Genomic DNA, 19,535 nt, shown 5'->3' on the forward strand with positions numbered 1-19,535 from the left:
GATTTACTGATAATTTAATGGATATTGTAGGCTCAACGTTCAGCGCAGCTAGGCAGTGTCTAAACGATTGGTTACACCATTTATTCGAATTACAATATGACAGGAGGTTATTTAGTTGAATCGAAAAGTAAGGGCGACATGGAGCATGATCATGGCTTTTCTTGTTTTTTTAAGTGCGATTCAGTTTAATCCCGCTTTAATGAGCAAAGCAAGTGCAGCAGTGTCAGGCGCATACGGCGGAGAGTATTCGAAATATGGCGTTATCGACCTCATTGATCTTGGCAATGAAGCTAGTGAACAAGCACATAAGCTGGTCGCATCTGACAGCCAAGCGGTGATAGGTGCGGAAGGAGAGACGGCGAGAGTTTCTTTGCCGAAAAGCACGCCGGATTATTTTGGCGGGGATATTACGTTTACGATTGACGTGGACCCGGATGCTCAGAACTATTTTACATTGAAGCTCTGGGGCTCGGATGCAGCGGAATATCGTGCTTTTCTCGCGATAGATAATCAGGTTATTTATCCGGCGCCACTCGTTATCGCGAAGATGGCAGAAGAGGCTCCGATAGAGAATAGATTCTATTACAGCACGATTCCGATCCCTATTGAAAAAACAAAAGGAAAATCAGAATTAAAGGTTACGATAAGGACGGCTTCTACCTATTATCCTTATAGTGCGGGTACTTTCAGTCTAGCGTACCAGGAAAAGGTTGTAACTCCGTCCAATAAATATTATACCGGTTATGTGCATACGACTGCTGCACTTGCACAGGAGGTTATCAAGAACAGCGGCAAGCTTACCTCATACATTCCGCCAGTAAGAAGCAACGGCGCGAATGGTTCAGATCTTGACCCGACTTCTGTATCCGCTTCCAATATGCAGAAGAAACTATTTAATGACGTGAAAACGATACTAACGGGCATTTTGGCGAGAGATGCGAGTACGGCTAATTTCACAACAGCGAATTGGAATCATTCCGACCATGCCCATGGCAATGGAATGATGCTTCTGCCATATTCGCAAAATGATCAAAATTTGTACAACCTCAAATATTTCAGTGAAGCGATGCAGGATAATGACGTCGCAAATTACGACAATATGCTTCAGGAATTTGGTATCGACAATTTGCTTCATGCAATGCTTGGAGCGATGGATCGAAATATTATTAATTATCTTAATCGTCCAGGTACGATCCAGATGGGCGGACATCAATCCTCATGGGGCGGCTTCTATCAAGGGCTTGGAGAAGCGCTGTGGAATGTGAGCGAGCTATTTGAATCGGGCCGCTATGAATCGCTTGGCGGCAAGAAGTATATGAGCTTTGAAGCTTGGTATAACGGAGATGAGAAAATCAATTGGAAGGAGAAGTTCAGCACGGTTGCGAATTTCTATCACGCTCCTGAAGCAGGAAAAAACTATCCATTCCTGCTGGATAAAGCTGCGGGCGATGTTGGCGAGGAGCCCTATATTACGACTCGCCGCGCAGCCTACGAGGAAGTTCTTTGGCTGAATTTCAACTATGCAAGAACACATGCTTATACGCTTACGCCGCTTACGAACCAGGTGATGTTCCAGATGTTCGGCGCATGGAGAAGCAACGCAGGTCTGCTTGTTATTGGTTCAGGCTTGGCAGAGAACTATAAGTCGTCGTTGAGACAGCTTTACCGCTCTACTGGTGTGCTGCCGTATTACGACATTGATGTTGTAGCCGGCTCTATCGATGCAGCTGTTACGCCTGCGGGAGCATACACTGGCGAGCTGACGATTAAAAATATAGAAGCTTTCAATTCTGCAACTCAATACGATGCGGATCGGAATTACATCGGGGAATACCGCAAAGCATGGGGCGAAGAGTACTACATGGTTACTGATTTTGGCTTAACAAGAGAAACCACTTATGTAGCTGGCTATGGGGAGCATAGTGATTTCCTAGTACATGGCTGGAGACTTGTGAAGGATGCTGCTGAGCGTTATGAGAATACAGCGGGGATCAAGCTGGCTGACGAGTCGGAGCTGCTGACGAAATCACTGCTCGCCTCCAATGCTAGAGCGCATATGAAATATGCGGACACGGATACGTCAGGCTATCGAGCGCTGAGATTGGAAGCGACGATTGAAGCACGCGGCCCATTTTACCCGTATGATGCCGGCTATCATGTGAAGATGAATTCCAGTGGGACAGGCACAGTAAATCCGTTTATTTTCGCTTATTTGAAAGCAGAGATGGATAAGGATACAGAAAAATATGAAGCTTATTTCGGCGCTGACTATGATAAGTTCTACGGCTATGCAACAGATGCGGTAGGCTATGCGCAGCAGATGCTTGAGGATAATCAATTGACGCCGTTTATTAGCAAAAGCTTTGCTTCTGATATGAAATCTCTTGCCGGCTATAACTATGTCATTAATCATGCTCGTGTCGCGAAGCTGCTTCCGTCTACGAACTTGGAATGGTATTCGGCTGCCGAGCTGCAAGGCTTGCGCGAAGCTGGTTTTGATGAGGATAGCTTCTACAGCAGCTCCTTCTTCGATATTGAGAACTCCATCGTTTATTTCCGAGACGAGGATGCGGTGTATATGCTGGCATTTGAATATAAGTCGGATTCAGGCTTAAACGGAGTTAGCCGTATTCATGCGGTCAGCTCCGATTATGATCGCATAGCAATGCTAGACACCGAGGTGCAATATACGCCTTCCGGCTTCTGGAACTTTGGTACAGGGTGGACGACAGTATCTTATAATATCGTATTTGATCCTGTTACGGGGATGCCGGACGGTTCAACCAATATTACAGAGGGTGAAATATTCCCTGTTGCCTCTTGGAAGGGCTATGACGATCAGATTGCTTTGACGGCTATTAAATCAGGTTCACCCTATGGGGGGTATGGCGAGTTTTACTCTGTACAGTATGCCCAGTATATCATTGCAATGAATACTACAAGAGAGAGCTACAGCAACGCCAAAAACTATGAGATCGTGCTCCCTTCAGCCTATAAGAAAAGCACCATCTACGATAAAATGTCGAACAGCTGGATGACAGTCAGAAATGGCAAAGTTACCGTTCCAGCTTTTACAGCGGTTGCGCTTGATTTGGAAAGCGATCAAATTATTAATGATGTGCCTAATGCGCCGATATTTGCCGCGGCAACTTCAACAAACGGCAAGGTTGCATTAACATGGGCACATAGCGCTGGGACAAACGGAAGCTACGAAATTTTACGCTCAACAGCTAAGGATTCTGGCTACAAGGCTATTCATGTCGTGGATAACACGACGAATCTTTATGTGGATGCGACTGTAGTTAACGGTGAGACCTATTACTATAAGGTGCGCGGTAAAAATACCAATGGTTTGGCAGGCAACGTCTCGCCTTATGCCAAGGTATCCGTAAGTGCAAATGCGCTTATTGAAAATTGGTCTTATGATACGACGGTCTGGTCGCTCAATAAACAAATTCGGACAATTGAGGATCTTTCGGTAGCAATGAGCGAGGGAACGATCACCTTTACAGGCAATACAGACAAGGATGGAAATTTGCTCTTTGCTTACACGAACAATGTTCTAGCAAGTACGGCGGCTGACAATTTATCAGCGGCAAGCGGAGACTTTGAGTTTGTTGCAGAGATCAAGTCAGGCGAGGATATCGGCATTATGTTCAAGGAGTCCCTTGATGTGAAATCTAGAGGCGGCTACTTGACCATTGATGGCGATGGAAACTATGAATTCGTATACAGGCAGCAGCCTAACCTTGTACGGGTAGATGATATGCGTGTGGATGGCTACCATATTTACAACAACTTGAATCCGGTGCCAGTGACGGGACATATTGAAGATGCCAAGTGGTTGAAGGTCAGCCGTGTTGGACTTTATGTGTACGCTTATGCATCCGTTGACGGGGAGAATTGGCAGCCGATCGGAAATATAGGCTATCCACTATATCCGGAGCTCAGTCCTGATGGCGAGTCTTACTTTATGGATAATAATTGGCATTTGATGAAAAATGCGGGCGAGTTTTATTTGCCAATGGCGGATACGCTTTATGTTGGCGTGGCTTCATCAGGAGCGGGACAAGCGGCTAATATAGCTTTGACCAGTCTAAATATCGATACAAGCTTGCCAGACCAAGTGAAGCCAACCATCAAGTCAGACAGTGTGAACGGGGAAATTAGGCTGGATTGGAAGCATGTTCTGAAAGCTAGTTATTATAACGTATACAAGACACAGGATGCGGCAGCAGCAGAGCAGAATCCGACGACAGCAGCAGGCTGGGAGCTTGCCGCTGAGAAAGTGAAGGATATTGTTTTTGTAGATTCGAACTACAAGGCTGGAAGCAATGGACCGGTCTATTATAAAGTCGTTGCCTTCAATGACAGCGATCAGCCAGGGGTGCCATCGGCAAAGCTTACCGGTGAAATATCATTGGACAGCATTGAATATCCAGCCAGCGCATGGAAAACAGTCGATGTTTTTACACCGACAGCTGGAAATGATCTCATGAGTGGATCAACGCTAAATATGTTCTCTGATGGATTAAGGTATTGGAATACAAGCGGAAACTCCTTCCGATTTGTTTATCAGGAAATACCGGCCAAATCAGAGGGGACATTTATTGCGAGAGTAGATAAATCGACAAGTATTGGCGAGCATATCGGAGAAGCCTTGATGGTAAAAAACAACGTTAAGGCGGCATATGACGGCGCGTCATACCACCGTTCGGTCAGAATCAATGATACAAAAGGCATATTTGCACTGGCACAGCAATCGTCATGGTCATCTAGATTTGCAACGGACAATACTGGTGATAACCAAGATGCATGGCTGAGACTTGATACGCATCAAGGCAGCGAGAACATTGATGTCTATTATGCGCCTGCTTTGAAAGATGCTCAGGCCTATCCGGCTGATGACGAATGGGTTCATATTTTAACCTTTGACAAAACGAATGATTTAACAAGTCCGAATTGGCGCGATCTCGACAACGGCACAGATGGCAAGTGGTTTGTCGGCTTGGGTTTTGCAACAGGCGGACTTAAGAATGGAACGAACTTCTATAATGTAGCGCCTATTTTCAATACACCGGATGTGACGCTAAATGGTGCGTTAGCTGAATCAACTAAGAAGCTTACTGTACAAACAGGAACAGCGGTATCCATTAAGCTCTCAGCTAAGGATGCATTCGGAGTGAATACACTTCCGGCAGGCGATATTGAGCTTGTAGGAGCGCTGCCAGCAGGTGCAGCCTACGATGCAGCGACTGCGGAGCTGACTTGGTCACCAGCGTTAGAAGGAACCTTCACGATCCCGTTCAAAGTACAGGACAAGAGCAGCATTAACGATTTCTATGGCGGAATGGATGTAACAATTACTGTAATGAATGATACGGTTATTCCTGTCATTGATGAAATCGGTGATAAAACCTATTATGCGGAAACAGTGATTGATTTGAATTTAAGCGCAGAGATTAAGGATGTTGCGACCTTTGCAGCCGCATCACAGGAAAGCATTGCATACAGCATTTCTTCAATTGTAGATAATAAAGGAAATAGCTACAGCAAAGCGGACTTGAACTTGACATTCAGCAGCGAAGGGAAGCTGCAGTGGACGCCTACGAAGCTGCAAACGGGCGTGTATACGATTGCTTTTACAGCGGCGACGGCGAGCAAAAGCACGACCAAATTCGTGAGATTTACGATTATCGGGGCACCATTGTTTGAGCTTCCGTCAGCATATGCAGCAGCAGCGCAAAGCGGACAGCCTATTGAAATTATGGCAGAGAGCAAGCTGCTGCTTCCGCTCAAAATATCTGATCCGACAGGCAGGGCGTATTATTCCTACACGGATGATATTCCAGCGGGTGCACTATACGGCGGAGGATCCTTCGAGTGGACGCCGACCTATGCGCAAAGCTTAACGGCAGAACCGATTTATACGCTCAAAATTGTTTCCTACAACGCCAGGTTCAAAAATGAGATTGAGTTAAAATTTAAAGTGCTTACGCCAGACGATTCAGCGCCAGTATTTACGCAGCAATGGAAGGCAAGCGCCTTTTCTGACGCGAGTCTGGCAAATCTGAAATACGTATACAGCGGACTCGCAAATAACGAGGTATCGCTAAACAATAATTCTCATAGTATCTCTGGGAATTATAACCAAGGGACGGGCCGAAGCTCATTCGTTTATCAGCCGCTTACCGGGGATGCTGAGATTGTCGCACGTATCGTTCGCTACGATGGGTCGGGAGAAGCGCCAAGCAAATTTGCCGGCATACTGATTAGCGATCACTTTGAACCGGAGGCAGCAAGCATAGGAATTAATAAATCAGCAGATATGGTATTTATGGCATTGTCTGCCGGGGAATACAAAGGAACTCAAGCGGGACGCTGGGTAGCTCCTGACAATTCCGTACTGGCTTTTGCAAGAAACAACAATCCGACCAACGGGGATTTCCCAAATCTGGGCTACGGAACAGGACAAACCGATTGGACCAAAACCTACTGGGTGAAAATGACTTATACGATTAATGGGGATGGCTCAGCTACCGTTCAAGGCTACTACCGTGTTGATGGTATCGAGGAATGGACGACGGATAACAGCTGGAAGTTCAATTACTCGAAGGCACAGGTAGACAAAGGCTTATACGGCGGTCTCATGGCTTCACCAGGCAATCGAGAGGTTAAATTCGACAATGCACAAGTAATAATGAATGCTGTTCAGATCAATGCCAACTTGAATGCGTTGACTTCGATTCATGTAAAGGCAGAGCATGCGTACGAGGATGTCGCTTATAGATATAACCTTACCGTAGGCGAGAGCACCTATTCGGATGCGGCGATCAGTACGAACGGCATTTTCAACTGGATTCCAACGCACAGCGGAACCTACCAACTGAAAGTGACTGCAACCGCACAGCCGTCAGGCGAAGAAGCAGTTAAAAATTTTGTTATCAAAATTGTACAGGCGGACAAAACTGCCTTGGAGGCGTTAGTCTCATCCGTACAGCACTTTTTTAAAGACGAGTATACGACTGGAAGCTGGACAAGCTTTGAAGCCAGTCTGAAAGCGGCAAAAATGATACTGTTGAAGTCAGGTGCCAGCCAGGCAGAGATTGATGGTGCTCAGTTAACGCTGAATATCGCCAAGAACAATCTTGTGAACGCGAGGCAAGCTTCTGCGGAGAAGGACGCATGGATTCACTCGAGCAATGCTGCTCAGAACAATGGAACGACCGCATCGATGACTGTGCTTAGAAATGTGGATGGATCGCAGCAGCGTTTGGGGCTGGTCACGATCGATATTTCCAAGTTCGCAGGCAAAGAAATTAATTCGGCAAACTTGAAATTTTATAATACGGGCAATGCTTCACGTAGCTTTAGCTTTAGAGCTTCGCTCATTGAATACGATGACTGGTCTGAAACGGGAGTGAATTACGGGTTATTCAGTAGTCACTTCGGGATTTCGAATATAACGGGACTTGTCGATTTTATATCAGAACAACCAACCGTGGCTGTAGTTCATAATCCGAACGAGAAGCCATCAGGGACGGTAGGTGTATGGAATGCAGACGTTACCGAGTTAATCAAGGATAAATTGAATAACAGCAGTGACACGAAGCTGACGTTCTTGCTTTCCGTACTGCCTGAAACGACAAATGAAGTTAATCCTGCGACGAGAGAAAGCACACTAGGCAGCTATTCGCCTTCCTTGAGTGTGAATTTCTCGATTACAACGGATGAATTAGGACAGTTCGTATCGACAGTAAATGATGATTATTCGGAAGCAGACTACACCATAGCATCATGGATAAACATGGCGGCAGCTATAGAGGCAGCACAAGGGCTGCTAGTAGAACCAAGTCCTCAGCAATCAGAAATCAATGCTGCTTATGAGGCATTAAAGCAAGCTTTAGTTGGATTAGTTGATTTCAAGGAGCTAAGAGCTTTAATAAATGAAGCGGAACGGAAGCTGGAATCTGATTATACAGAAGACTCTTGGAATGCTTTCCCGCAAGCACTGCAAGCAGCCAAGGAGCTTATTGCCACGAGTGCACCTTCCACGGCAGCTATTAATTCTGCGTATACAGCATTGAAAAGTGCAGTAGACGGGCTCGTTAGTGATCAGAATTTACGCGCACTTGTTGCAGAGCTCAGCCAAATAGAGAATGAGCCGGCAGGACGCTATACGGAATTAAGCTGGCAAGAAGCACAGCAGGCTTTAGCAGCAGCGCAGTCTATTTTGGAGCAAGGGAACGCAGGCAAGCTTGAAATCAATCAAGCTTTGGTCTATTTGCAAACGGCATTTGATTCATTGAACAGCGCAGCAGAGCTTCGTGATTTCGTAGCAGCGTTAGCCGGCTTATATGTGAGAGCAGAATTTACCGCTGCAAGCTGGAAGACGTACGAGGATGCTTTATCTTTAGCGAAGGCACTGCTGCTGGATGGAACAGCAGTACAGTCGAAGCTGGATGCAGCTCAGCGTGCATTGAGTCTAGCAAGCCATAATCTAGTAAGTGTGAAGGCTTTGTTGGAAGCGATCATGCAGGCCAAACAAATTAACGATGACAGCTCGTATACGAGGCTAACATGGGATACTTTTCAGGGTAGATTAGCAAATGCAGAGCAATTGCTTGAAGATGCTGCTGCAGTCTCGAATCGAATTTCGAAATCCAAAATTAACGCAGCAATAAGCTCGGTAATCGCCGCGCAAGCAGCATTGCTGACTAATGTTGACGTGACAGAGCTTATGGATCAGCTGAGACAAGCTGGAGAAATAGCTGGAGATGGCAGTCTCTATACGGAAATCAGTTGGAAAGCCTTGCAGGCAGCAATAGTGGCAGCAGACGAGATTTTAGCACGAGCTGTTGCTGGAGATGAGCTTCTTATGCAGGGTGCTGTTGAAACGGCTGCAGCTGCTCTCGCACAAGCACTGGCAGAGTTGGTCGTAAAACCAGTGGGCCCAGATCCGACACCAGATCCTTCAACACCAGCACCTGCTGGTCGTAGTGATCAGCTCATCGTGCAAGAAGGTGATTGGCAGAAGGCTTCTGGTGGCAAGCTGATTCTTAAAGCAGGAGCAAATATTAAAGAAATTGTATTGCCAGCGAATGCGGCAAGCCTACTTGGCAGCAATGAGCTGCAAGTTCAAACCTTTGAAGGCGTCGTAATTACGGTGCCGTACAGTGTATTGAAAAGCCTCGCGGCAACCACGACATCTACGGACGATGTGCTTGTTATCAGCATTCGTCAAGCAACTGGTGCAGCTTCTATAGCTGGAGGCAAGGATGGATTTACGTTGGTTAGTCAGGTGTATGAGCTTTCCATACTTGTCAGAAAATCAAATGGACAGGAGTCCAAGCTATCACAATTCGCAGATTGGGTTACTATTACACTGCCGATTGAGAAGCAGCAAGTCGATCGCGAGCTAGTCGCTATCTATCATTTTAATGAGGTTAGCGGGAAGTGGGATTATGTAGGAGGTACAATTGATGAAGCAGGCGAGAAAATCGTTGCCAAGGTAGAGCATTTCAGTAAGTATGCGGTGCTTGAATACCGCAAGGCTTTTGCTGATGTAGCTGCTTCTCATTGGGTAGCAAGAGCGCTAGAGGTCATGGTCGCTAACCATATTGTGAAGGGCACCTCGGAGACGAATTTCACACCGAATGCTAAGACAACAAGAGCTGAGTTTGTCTCAATGCTCGTTCGGATGCTGAGACTTACAGAAGCAAGCGAAGTGCCGTTCAAGGACGTGAAGGAAGGTACTTGGTACGCATCGGATGTGGCAGCAGCTTTTCAAGCCGGACTCGTAACGGGAATAACAGTAGATAGCTTTATGCCAAGCCGTGAAATATCACGCGAGGAAATGGCTGTACTGGCGCTCAGAGCATATGTCTTTGCAAGCGGTCAGGGAGCTTCTGGGGATACGGATATTAGTAGTTTACAGGATGCTAGCCAAATAGCAGTATGGGCATTAGAAGACGTGAAGAAAGCGGTAGCGCTTGGTTTAATGAAAGGAAATACACAAGCGCAATTTAAGCCTAAGCAGCATGCAACAAGAGCGGAAGCAACGCAGCTGATGTACAATTTATTACAGCTTCTAAAATAACAGACAAAGAGGGATGCCAGCGTATACTGGCATCCCTCTTTGATTATGTGCGTTATTTGGTCAGCTTGCGGAAGGCTGCAGGCGAGAGGTTCATCCAGCGCTTAAATTGCTTGCTGAATTGCGAGACATCCCGGTAGCCAAGCTGATAAGCGATATTTTCAATCGTTAGTTCCGGATTAATGAGCAGCAGCTTCGCTTGCCGCACGATAAGTCCAGTTAAATATTGACGAGGAGACATGCCATAGACTCGTTGAAATACTCGCTTGCAATAGGCGGGACTATAGCCGAGGCGGCCAGCCAGCTTCTCAATGCTGAAACGATCCTCGGTTGAGCGATCGGATGCGTACGCGCTTCGCAGCTCTCTTTCGATCGTGGCAGCGAGCGAAATCTCGTTCTCCGAAGCATCTTTTCCGTGCACTTCTCCCGAGCCTTCCTCGAGGGTCCAATTCGTCAGGGCGGACAGCATGAGGAATGTATCGCTGAGGAAAGCCAGCTTGTCCATATGTAGGCCGGTTTGAGCATATTGCAATCGCTGGAGCAGCCTCTCCAAGGTGCTTCGGATAGCAGCTGCGGAAGGATGGTCTGACGGCAGCAGCGTCGTCTGCATGCCCATCAGACTTCTGCGCAGCGTCAGGTCGTCAATATCGAAATGCAGACAAAAATAAGTCATCGCTATTTTGCTCGCAGAACCGCTGCTGCTGTGCAGGACGCCAGGTGGAATAAACAAAATATCGCCTTCCTGCTGTGAAAAGGTACTCTTGTCCGCCAGCATCGTTTGATCACCCTCGAGCACCATATTCAGCTCAAACATCGTGTGGTGATGGGCTGGATAGCTCCACTGGTCATTAACGGTTCGCTTATGAGCAGCAACAATTTGAAAGGAAAACTGTAAATCAGGCGTCATTAGCTCATGAATGCTGTTTTCTTGGCCGAAGGGAAGATGGTTTTTCATTGCAAATTCCTCACTAAATAGGATGAGTTCAGTATAGCACACACTTGGCGCCGTTCTGGTGCTGTTTTGTACAAATAAAGGCCCGTTTTGACCCTGTTAGGGCAGTAGAAACGACCGTAGAATAGGTAGGGATCATACTTGAATAGAAGGAGCTGAAACCGTCTTGTCTAAAAATCAGTTTTATAATGCCCATCATTCTCCAATCGGTTCGTTCTCCAGCTTTACGCTTGGATTTCCTGGTTCCTCAGGAGGCTTTGATCTAGAGCTGGCAAAACCGCCGAAGGAAAATATATATATCGGTCTAGAACGAGTGGACGGAAGCGGTTATGATACTTTGCCATTCCACGATGTCAAAGAAGAGGATGAAAGCAAACGCTACGATATTGAGAATCCTGATCCATCCCCAGACAAGCCAAATCTCTTGCATCCTTTGCCGCAGGAGGCGATTCAGCGTGATTTTCGGCTGACGACGGATACTTGGCAAGCAGGCGATTTAAGCTTCCGCATTATTACACAGGTTCGTTCGGTACCTGACCCGGCGATCGCATCAGAAGCTGAGCTTAAGGATACGCTGATACCGGCAGTATTCGCAGAGCTGACCGTAGATAATCGTCGCTCGGATCAGAAGCGCAGAGCTTTCTTTGGTTTCCAAGGAAACGATCCATACAGCTCCATGCGTCGCATAGTGGAAACGAGCGGTATAGTGGGAATTGGGCAAGGGCGACATCTTGCAATCGTATCGGATGATCCCACTGTTGTGGCGGCACAGCATTTTAGCATGGAGGATATTCTCACTGCTGAGCTGAAAGAGAATTGGACTTTTGGACTCGGACCGATTGGCACGCTGTTGATGGACACAGAAGCTGGTGAAATTAAAACCTACCGCTTTGCCATTTGCTTCTACAGAGGCGGTTATGTAACCACTGGTATTGATGCTTCTTATTTCTATACCCGCTATTTTTCTAATGTTGAATCGGTGGCAGAGTATGCTTTGGCGAACTTCGATAGATTGACTGCCGGGGCAGTTCAAGCAGGTGCGATGACTGAGCTAGACAGCTTATCTGATGATCAGAAATTTATGCTTAACCATTCGATTCGCAGCTATTATGGCTCCACACAGCTGCTCGATTTCGAGAATCAGCCATTCTGGATCGTCAATGAAGGCGAATACCGGATGATGAATACGTTTGACCTGACGGTCGATCAGTTATTTTATGAGCTTAAAATGAACCCGTGGACGGTAAAAAATGAGCTCGACATGTTCGTGAAGCGCTACAGCTATGAGGATACGGTTCGCAAGCCAGGCGATAGCACTGAATATGCTGGCGGGATTAGCTTTACCCACGATATGGGCGTTGCCAACGCCGTTTCACGTCCCAGCTATTCCTCTTACGAGCTTTATGGGCTTGATGGCTGCTTCTCCCATATGACCCATGAGCAGTTAGTCAACTGGGTGTTATGTGCTGCCGCTTATTACGAGAAAACTGCGGATCAGCAGTGGCTTGCAGACAACTTAGACATTTTCGAGAAATGCTTGAACAGCATGCTGAACCGTGATGATTCTGATGTGGAAGCCCGCAATGGCATTATGGGTCTAGACAGCTCTCGTACGATGGGCGGCGCAGAAATTACGACCTACGACAGCTTGGACGTTTCACTTGGGCAATCACGGAACAATATTTATTTAGCAGGAAAAAGCTGGGCCGCATACGTTGCAATGGAGCGATTATTTCATGAAAATGGCCGTTCATCGCTTGCGGAAACAGCGGGCAGCCAAGCCGACAAATGTGCAGCAACGATTGTTAGCCATGTAACGAGTGAAGGTTATATTCCTGCAGTCATTGGGGAAAACAACGATTCCAAAATCATTCCGGCTATCGAAGGACTTATTTTCCCATATGTGACAGGCAATCATGCTGCGCTTGATCCGAATGGCCGTTTCAGCGCGTATCTTGAAGCTTTGAATACCCATTTGGGATATGTCCTGCGGCCAGGTATTTGCTTGTTTGACGATGGGGGCTGGAAGCTGTCCTCTACGAGCAATAACAGCTGGCTAAGCAAAATTTACTTATGCCAATTTGTTGCCCGCGAGCTTCTAGGACTGGCATGGGATGAGAGCGGACAGCAAGCGGACGAAGCTCATGTGAAGTGGCTGACACATCCTGAGCTTTCCATTTGGAGCTGGAGCGATCAAATTATTTCGGGGCTCATTACGGGAAGCAAATATTATCCGCGGGGCGTTACCTCGATTCTTTGGCTTGAAGAGGGCAAGAGACAGGCCTAAACATCAGCTAAGTTCCTAATTTTAAAAAAACGGCAGTCCAAGAAGAGTATAAACTCTTGGCTGCCGTTTTTTTGATTTATAGACTGCGAGCTTTCCTTTGGTTATTCACGAATACCATGCTTTTCGTGAAATAATGTTGCGTGTTTCTTGAGTTCTTTCCAAACCTTAATTGCATGGTTAATAGCTTCAATTCCTTCTTTATAGATTTGGTTTGAATGACAGACTCATTCTTTAAAATAGGGCGTAATCCCTCTTGAATATAGGTTCTCCACTAACTTGAAAAATTCTTCTGACGATAAATCCTTTTGACGCTGGAGCCAAAGACGAAATAAAGAAAGGGAAGTTGTCAGGTAAAACTCAATTAAGTATGGCGTTAAGGAATGGTTTTGCGGAACGTTTATTTCTAATTGATCCAAAGTGATTTCTTTTTTTAAGCGTTTTAAAAAACGGGCACTTCCATAATCACCCAAAAGGGCATTGAGAACCAGGAGATGTTCTCTTTTGTCCAGACAATAGAGCGTTTCTTGAACCGTATGCATCGATAGCTCTTTATTCGCCAATTCTTTTTTCATGTCATTCAATAAGTCATTTTCAACAGAGTCTAACAATTCGTAAATGTCAGTAAAGTATTGATAAAAGGTGCTGCGGTTATATTCTGACTTATTCGCAATTTCCTGAACCGAAATTTTCTCAATCGGCTTTTGGCTATATAACTCACAAAAAACTTCTACAAACTTTTGTCTTGTTTTCTCCGTTATTTGGGGTTGCTTTTTCATGTTCCCTCCTACTAGCGAATACCAATATCATCCGACAAATCATAAAAAACTGATGGTTGATCAAGGAATAATAAAAAATTATAATCACATCATACAACATGTTGTCTGATAATCAAAAGGAAATGTTAATAAGTAGGGGTGGTTTTCATGTCAGCAAAACAAGATAGAATTTTAATTTTTGGTGCAGGTGTCATCGGGAGCATGTACGCAATTAAGCTTATTGAAGCAGGGTTTGATGTTAGCCTATTTGCACATTCTAATAGATTTAAATCATTAAGAGAAAATGGCCTGCAATATAAAGAAAAAGGTACAGTTAGATCGATACAAGTGAATGTCATTGATACGCTCGAAAATGATGATGTATACGATTTTATTTTCGTTACCGTTCGTTATGATCGGTCCGAATCAGCGTTGTTAGCGCTAAAAGATAATCAAAGCAAAAATATAGTTACGATGACTAGTAATTCAATTGGATTTTCTTCGTGGCTGGATATCGTAGGGGATAGACTTTTACCAGCTTTTCCCGGCTTCGGCGGACAGATTAAAGATGGAGTATTGCATGCTCGATTTCTACCAAAGATTATAGCGGCAACTGCATTTGGAGAAATTAATGGTGTAGTGACAGAACGCATAGAAAACCTCGCAAAATTATTTAAAACAGCAAAGCTTCCCTACGTTATTAAAAAGGATATGCAAGCGTATCTAATCACACATTCCGTATCAGACATTGCCATGTTGAGCGTTTTGCATTCTGAGAATAAGATCATTGACAAAAAAACAGTCAGAACCAGAAAGACGGCACGTAAAATAACAGTCACTTTAAAAGCGTATCTAAGGGCAATACAAAAAGCTGGCGTTTCAATTGATCCACCAATGCTTAAAATGGTGCTTAAATTTCCAAACTTATTTTTGGATCTTTTCTTTATGACATGGCTGCGAACTAAAATGGTTAGGGATATGATGTTGCCGGATTATGCGAATAATGCTAACAATGAGATTGTGCAGCTGAGTAATGATTTAATGAAATTTTTAAGTCAAAATGATATCAAATCGGAAATACATGTTCAGTAATTTTTTTGTTAAAATAGTAGGATAGCGGCCGACTTTTTACGCTTCCGGTTGTCTATCCTGTACTCCGTACAAGATAGACAACCCAATTGGAGCATATGGAGCTGAAATCTAACTATTTAAATGCATGTGTGCAGGATAGGGAGATAAAGGAGGCCGAAAAGCGTGATGTTAGTGCATATGTGCAGGCTGAGTCAGCCTGCATTAAAAGTACTAATTTGTAAAATTGTGGGTAATTTTGACCTTGTGATTGATGAGTTAGTTGAATAGTTCAATTTCATTGTTCAACTATTCGCCTGCTTTACCCATCTGTGAAACTCTTTGAAACGCGTCCCTTGATAGGTGAGATCCCCTTGGTCACCTACGACGATCAGGCCGTATTTGTCGGCCCTAACCGGAAGCTCCATGCGCGATTGATCATCCATTTCAAACGTGATGTAGTAATTGGTGGTTGCGCTGGAATCACCGGAGCCTCCCCACACCTCGGTCCGTTTGTCGACGACCGTAATGGCTCTCGTTACAACTTCTGAAGTGGTGTTGCCTATCCAGATCCGAAGTCCGCGAACAATCACATAGAGGAAACCTCCCACTACGATGGCTAAGACGAAACCGCCAAATAGTTTGAAAAATAATGGAAGTTCTTTTATGAATCCGAAAAATCCAGGATCATTTCCAAAACGATTCATAAAAATTCTCCTTTCGCCGACCAACTGGTCAATTTGGTTATATATAACAAAATATAGTACGTTATTCAATCATTTAATGTTGCACTATAGGCTTATTAAAATGAAATCAAATTGCATTTCTTCCTCAATATAGATGTGACATATATTCATATGCTGTTGTTCCATATACGCTTTTAAAATGTTTATTTAGATGAGTCAAATCAACAAAACCACATTCAGCTACTGCTGAATAAATATCTCTATTTTTTTCGATTAACTGTTTTGCACGTTCTATCTTGCAGTTAAGAAAGTATTGATATGGTGAAATTCCAGTATGAGCCTTGAATAATCGGATAAACTGGAATTTTGATAAATGAAGCTCATTGCAGATCTCTTCAAGTTTAAGAACTTTCTCTAAACTTGAATTAATCCTATCCTTTGCTTTTTTAACTTCGGCGTTACCCTTCCTATGGTCAGTGGAAAGATTAGTTTGAATAAGGCTATCTGTGAGGGATATGAGTAATTCGCTGCACAAAGCTTCATCTTTTTCGGTTAATATGGCATGAGAAAGACTTATAATTTTTTGTTGTAGCCCATTATCGTACACAATAGGGTTTGAAAAACGTACAATATCCCTTTTCTCAATAACCTCTAAAAGCAGTTGTGGCTCAACATATAGCATAATATAATCAAGGCCTGTTTCATCATGCGCCATTCCGTCATGTGCCTGTTCTGGATTAAAAAGCATTACACCATTTGGATAAGATAGATGTAAACGACCATCCAAGTTATACTGTTGAATACCACGCATGGTTACACCTATTGCGTACTCCTTGTGAGAGTGCTTTTTATAGGTGAAATCAGTCATGCTTGCTGACAACGCAGTAATACCTGCCGACTTTTTATAGATAAATTTGTTCAGTTCATTCACCTCTTAATAAGCTTACTTATATCCATAGCATGATTGCAGCATAAGCTAAAGATAATGCCATCATTACATTAACAGTCTTTTTATGCTTTTGTAAAAGCTTCTTGAAGATTGTACCGAAAAGAACCCACGTCATAAATGCTAAAAACCCAATAAGAGTTATAGCTATAATACTTATCGTCACCGCAGGAATTGCGATATAGTATGGCATAATAAAACTAGGAATTACAGTTATTGTAAATAGTACTACCTTTGGATTAAAAAACTGCATAAGGAAACCCGACATAAAGGTGGCAGCATGGTTTACAGCCCGGTTGGATATATCCATTTTGTAAATTTGATAAGCGAGATAGAGCATATAACAGCTTCCAATTATCTGCATAACCATTATTATTTTCGGTAATATCGTTATGAGCATAGTATTCAACATAGCAGAAATAACAAGCAATAATCCAAAACCAATAGTTGCTCCATACGTATATTTCATTGCTTTTTTTGACCCGGAATTATGCACGGTGGATAATATGACGATATTAGTAGGTCCTGGTGTAAAAGTAGCAATCATGCAATAAATTAAAAAAGATGTAATATCCATGAGAAAACTCCTTTCAAGCTATTCTCATATATTACATCTGAAAATTAAATGTTATATAGTATATTATTGCAGATATAGCGCTTTTTTCGCCATGGATTTGTGTGGGGAAAATATTATCGTTGCCGGTGTTTAGCGATACAAATAGCGTTAATAGGATTACCTTTATATGATTTCATTTCCTTTTTTATATAAATCATAACTGGAACTAAGTAGACCCATTGGTAAAAGCCAATAAATGCCCGATTTATAGCGAAAACACCATCATCAATGATGGTGATCAACATCAGACCGTGTGCAGCAAAATAAAAAATGACTAGATAAACAATAGTAAGACCGAGTTGTAAAGCAAATCTTCTATTTAACATATTTAGTCCCCTCAATATGCTTTCGTAACTTTCCCAATATAGGAAGCTATCCTGCACTGTCGCAGGATAGAAGCTAGTTTTTTGAGCTCCCGCTTATCTATGCTGCACTCCTGCACTATAGACGGCCTTACAGGTGCATCTTAAGCCGAAATCAGCCCATTCTAATGCAAATGTGCAGGATAGGTAGCTTAGAGAGGCTGAAAAGCGCGAAGTTACTGCAAATGTGCAGGATAGCCTGCGTGCGGAGGAAGCGGGGCTCGTGCTCGGAGTAAATATACGACTATCCTAGAACTAACCCTCCAACCAGTTCTACATCAATTCCTCCAATCTGTCTTCCAACGGCTTCTCCAACTAACCAACTAGGGGTCTATCCTGCACTGTCGCAGGATAGAAGCTAGTTTTTCGAGCCCCCGCTTATCTATATTGCACTCCTGCACTATAGACGGCCTTACAGGTGCATCTTAAGCCGAAATCAGCCCATTCTAATGCAAATGTGCAGGATAGGTAGCTCAGAGAGGCTGAAAAGCGCGAAGTTACTGCAAATGTGCAGGATAGCCTGCGTGCGGAGGAAGCGGGGCTCGTGCTCGGAGTAAATATACGACTATCCTAGAACTAACCCTCCAATCTGTCTTCCAACGGGCTCTCCAACTAACCAACTAGGGGTCTATCCTGCACTGTCGCAGGATAGACCCCTAGTTTTCCGAGCTCCTACATTTCTATGCTGCACTCCTGCACGCATCTTTTGCACAATCCAATGTGCGGAAGCTGCCTGTTTTTTGAAATATAGGGAAGTATATCATTTCGTCATACATTCTCTATATTTCTTGGAATGAAAAGCGCTGTCAAAGGATGGCGATAGCCGGTTCACCTTAATGAAATTAAGTCATATAACGCTTGCGAAATTTTGTTGGCGGCAGACCGATCTGTCGGGTGAAGCAATTGGAGAAATAAGGGACGTTCTCGAAACCTACGTACTGTGCAATTTCAGCAATGGGCCACTCGGTCTTGAGCAGCAGCAGCTTCGCCTGCTCCAGCCGGTACTTGGACAAATAATCGATAGGTGTCATGCCAAACATCTGCTTCATGCAGCGGGTAATATAGTTGTAGTGAAAATTAAGCGCATCGGCCATCGTCTTACTCGTAATTTCAGTACGATAATTGTTCTTAATGTAAGCCTCTGCTTTCTCGGCTAGTGTAACGACGGGACTTGAATAGCTGTCATTTTGCCGCAAATCCATCATGCGAAGCAGCTCCTCGAACGTTTGCTGCTGTGTCCAGAAGGCGCTTGATTGGCGCTCACTGCCTGCCTTATTCAAGGTGCGCATTAAGCGATAGGCTTGCTCAGGGTAGGGGAGCGACCAAGTCTGTTGGAGGTGAAGCGTATACGGTGATGTTGAGAACTGATTGTAATGTGCCTCATGGCTAATGCTTACATTCTCTAGCTCAGACTGCTGCCACTGGCCCACCGTTTGAAAATGAACCCAATAAAATACGGTTTTCACCTCAGACGGCCGCACTGAATAATGATAGCGATCCGGAAGCAGCAGAAGAGTCTGTCCTTCGGTTAACTGCCATTTTTGTTCTTCCTCGCCAATAAACAAGCAACCGCTCTCCACAATGATTAGGTCGAATACGCCTAGGTTCTTTCGGGTCGGATGCTGATCGCCTGGTGAATGTACGGTAACGCCGCTCTCCAGGTAATAGGGAAGCGGAGGTGCTGCGAAGTAGACATGCTCGGAAGCTTCCAGCATTTGAGCTCACTCTCCGTTGTTGTGTGAAATTTTATAAGAAATAGGTTATTTG

General features: G+C 44.4%; 10 protein-coding genes. 3 read left to right on the top strand and 7 right to left on the bottom strand.

What is annotated here, in order from left to right:
* The first annotated feature begins 115 nt into the window (after nucleotides 1–115).
* Nucleotides 116–10,099: an S-layer homology domain-containing protein gene (locus MHI37_RS07870; RefSeq protein ID WP_076339854.1), complete on the top strand. Its 9,984-nt coding sequence runs from the start codon at nucleotides 116–118 to the stop codon at nucleotides 10,097–10,099.
* A gap of 52 nt (nucleotides 10,100–10,151) precedes the next feature.
* On the opposite strand, the gene MHI37_RS07875 is transcribed toward MHI37_RS07870, so the two are convergent.
* The gene (locus MHI37_RS07875) at nucleotides 10,152–11,051 is read right to left on the bottom strand and encodes an AraC family transcriptional regulator (RefSeq protein WP_076339855.1); all 900 of its coding nucleotides are present in this window, start codon (nucleotides 11,049–11,051) and stop codon (nucleotides 10,152–10,154) included.
* A gap of 163 nt (nucleotides 11,052–11,214) precedes the next feature.
* Between MHI37_RS07875 and MHI37_RS07880 the strand changes: the two genes are divergently transcribed.
* A complete protein-coding gene (locus MHI37_RS07880; protein ID WP_076339856.1) occupies nucleotides 11,215–13,335 on the top strand; it encodes a glycoside hydrolase family 52 protein in 2,121 nt (706 codons plus the stop codon).
* 224 nt (nucleotides 13,336–13,559) lie between these two features.
* Here MHI37_RS07880 and MHI37_RS07885 read toward each other — a convergent pair whose 3' ends face one another.
* Entirely contained in the window at nucleotides 13,560–14,111 is a 552-nt protein-coding gene (locus tag MHI37_RS07885) for a TetR/AcrR family transcriptional regulator (protein WP_076339857.1), read from the bottom strand.
* Between the two features lie 147 nt (nucleotides 14,112–14,258).
* Between MHI37_RS07885 and MHI37_RS07890 the strand changes: the two genes are divergently transcribed.
* Nucleotides 14,259–15,182, top strand: a complete 924-nt coding sequence (locus tag MHI37_RS07890; RefSeq protein ID WP_076339858.1) for a 2-dehydropantoate 2-reductase N-terminal domain-containing protein — start codon at nucleotides 14,259–14,261, stop codon at nucleotides 15,180–15,182.
* Nucleotides 15,183–15,463: 281 nt separating this feature from the next.
* Here MHI37_RS07890 and MHI37_RS07895 read toward each other — a convergent pair whose 3' ends face one another.
* The 5 genes from MHI37_RS07895 to MHI37_RS07915 form a co-directional block, all read right to left on the bottom strand.
* On the bottom strand, nucleotides 15,464–15,865 hold the full coding sequence (locus tag MHI37_RS07895) for a DUF2500 domain-containing protein (RefSeq protein WP_076339859.1): 402 nt from the start codon (nucleotides 15,863–15,865) through the stop codon (nucleotides 15,464–15,466).
* Between the two features lie 124 nt (nucleotides 15,866–15,989).
* Entirely contained in the window at nucleotides 15,990–16,766 is a 777-nt protein-coding gene (locus MHI37_RS07900; RefSeq protein ID WP_076339862.1) for an AraC family transcriptional regulator, read from the bottom strand.
* Nucleotides 16,767–16,791: 25 nt separating this feature from the next.
* Nucleotides 16,792–17,367 carry a LysE family transporter gene (locus MHI37_RS07905; RefSeq protein ID WP_076339860.1) on the bottom strand — a complete coding sequence of 192 codons (576 nt, stop codon included), beginning with the start codon at nucleotides 17,365–17,367 and terminating at the stop codon, nucleotides 16,792–16,794.
* Nucleotides 17,368–17,480: 113 nt separating this feature from the next.
* Nucleotides 17,481–17,732: a hypothetical protein gene (locus MHI37_RS07910; RefSeq protein ID WP_076339861.1), complete on the bottom strand. Its 252-nt coding sequence runs from the start codon at nucleotides 17,730–17,732 to the stop codon at nucleotides 17,481–17,483.
* 878 nt (nucleotides 17,733–18,610) lie between these two features.
* Entirely contained in the window at nucleotides 18,611–19,483 is an 873-nt protein-coding gene (locus MHI37_RS07915) for an AraC family transcriptional regulator (protein WP_076339991.1), read from the bottom strand.
* Nucleotides 19,484–19,535: the final 52 nt, after the last annotated feature.

This window comes from Paenibacillus sp. FSL H8-0548 (assembly GCF_038630985.1).
Taxonomy (GTDB): domain Bacteria; phylum Bacillota; class Bacilli; order Paenibacillales; family Paenibacillaceae; genus Pristimantibacillus.

Coding starts and splice junctions, on each gene's coding strand:
- MHI37_RS07875 (WP_076339855.1), bottom strand. CDS start 11,051: ATGAAAAACCATCTTCCCTTCGGCCAAGAAAACAGCATTCATGAGCTA.
- MHI37_RS07895 (WP_076339859.1), bottom strand. CDS start 15,865: ATGAATCGTTTTGGAAATGATCCTGGATTTTTCGGATTCATAAAAGAA.
- MHI37_RS07885 (WP_076339857.1), bottom strand. CDS start 14,111: ATGAAAAAGCAACCCCAAATAACGGAGAAAACAAGACAAAAGTTTGTA.
- MHI37_RS07910 (WP_076339861.1), bottom strand. CDS start 17,732: ATGTTAAATAGAAGATTTGCTTTACAACTCGGTCTTACTATTGTTTAT.
- MHI37_RS07890 (WP_076339858.1), top strand. CDS start 14,259: ATGTCAGCAAAACAAGATAGAATTTTAATTTTTGGTGCAGGTGTCATC.
- MHI37_RS07915 (WP_076339991.1), bottom strand. CDS start 19,483: ATGCTGGAAGCTTCCGAGCATGTCTACTTCGCAGCACCTCCGCTTCCC.
- MHI37_RS07905 (WP_076339860.1), bottom strand. CDS start 17,367: ATGGATATTACATCTTTTTTAATTTATTGCATGATTGCTACTTTTACA.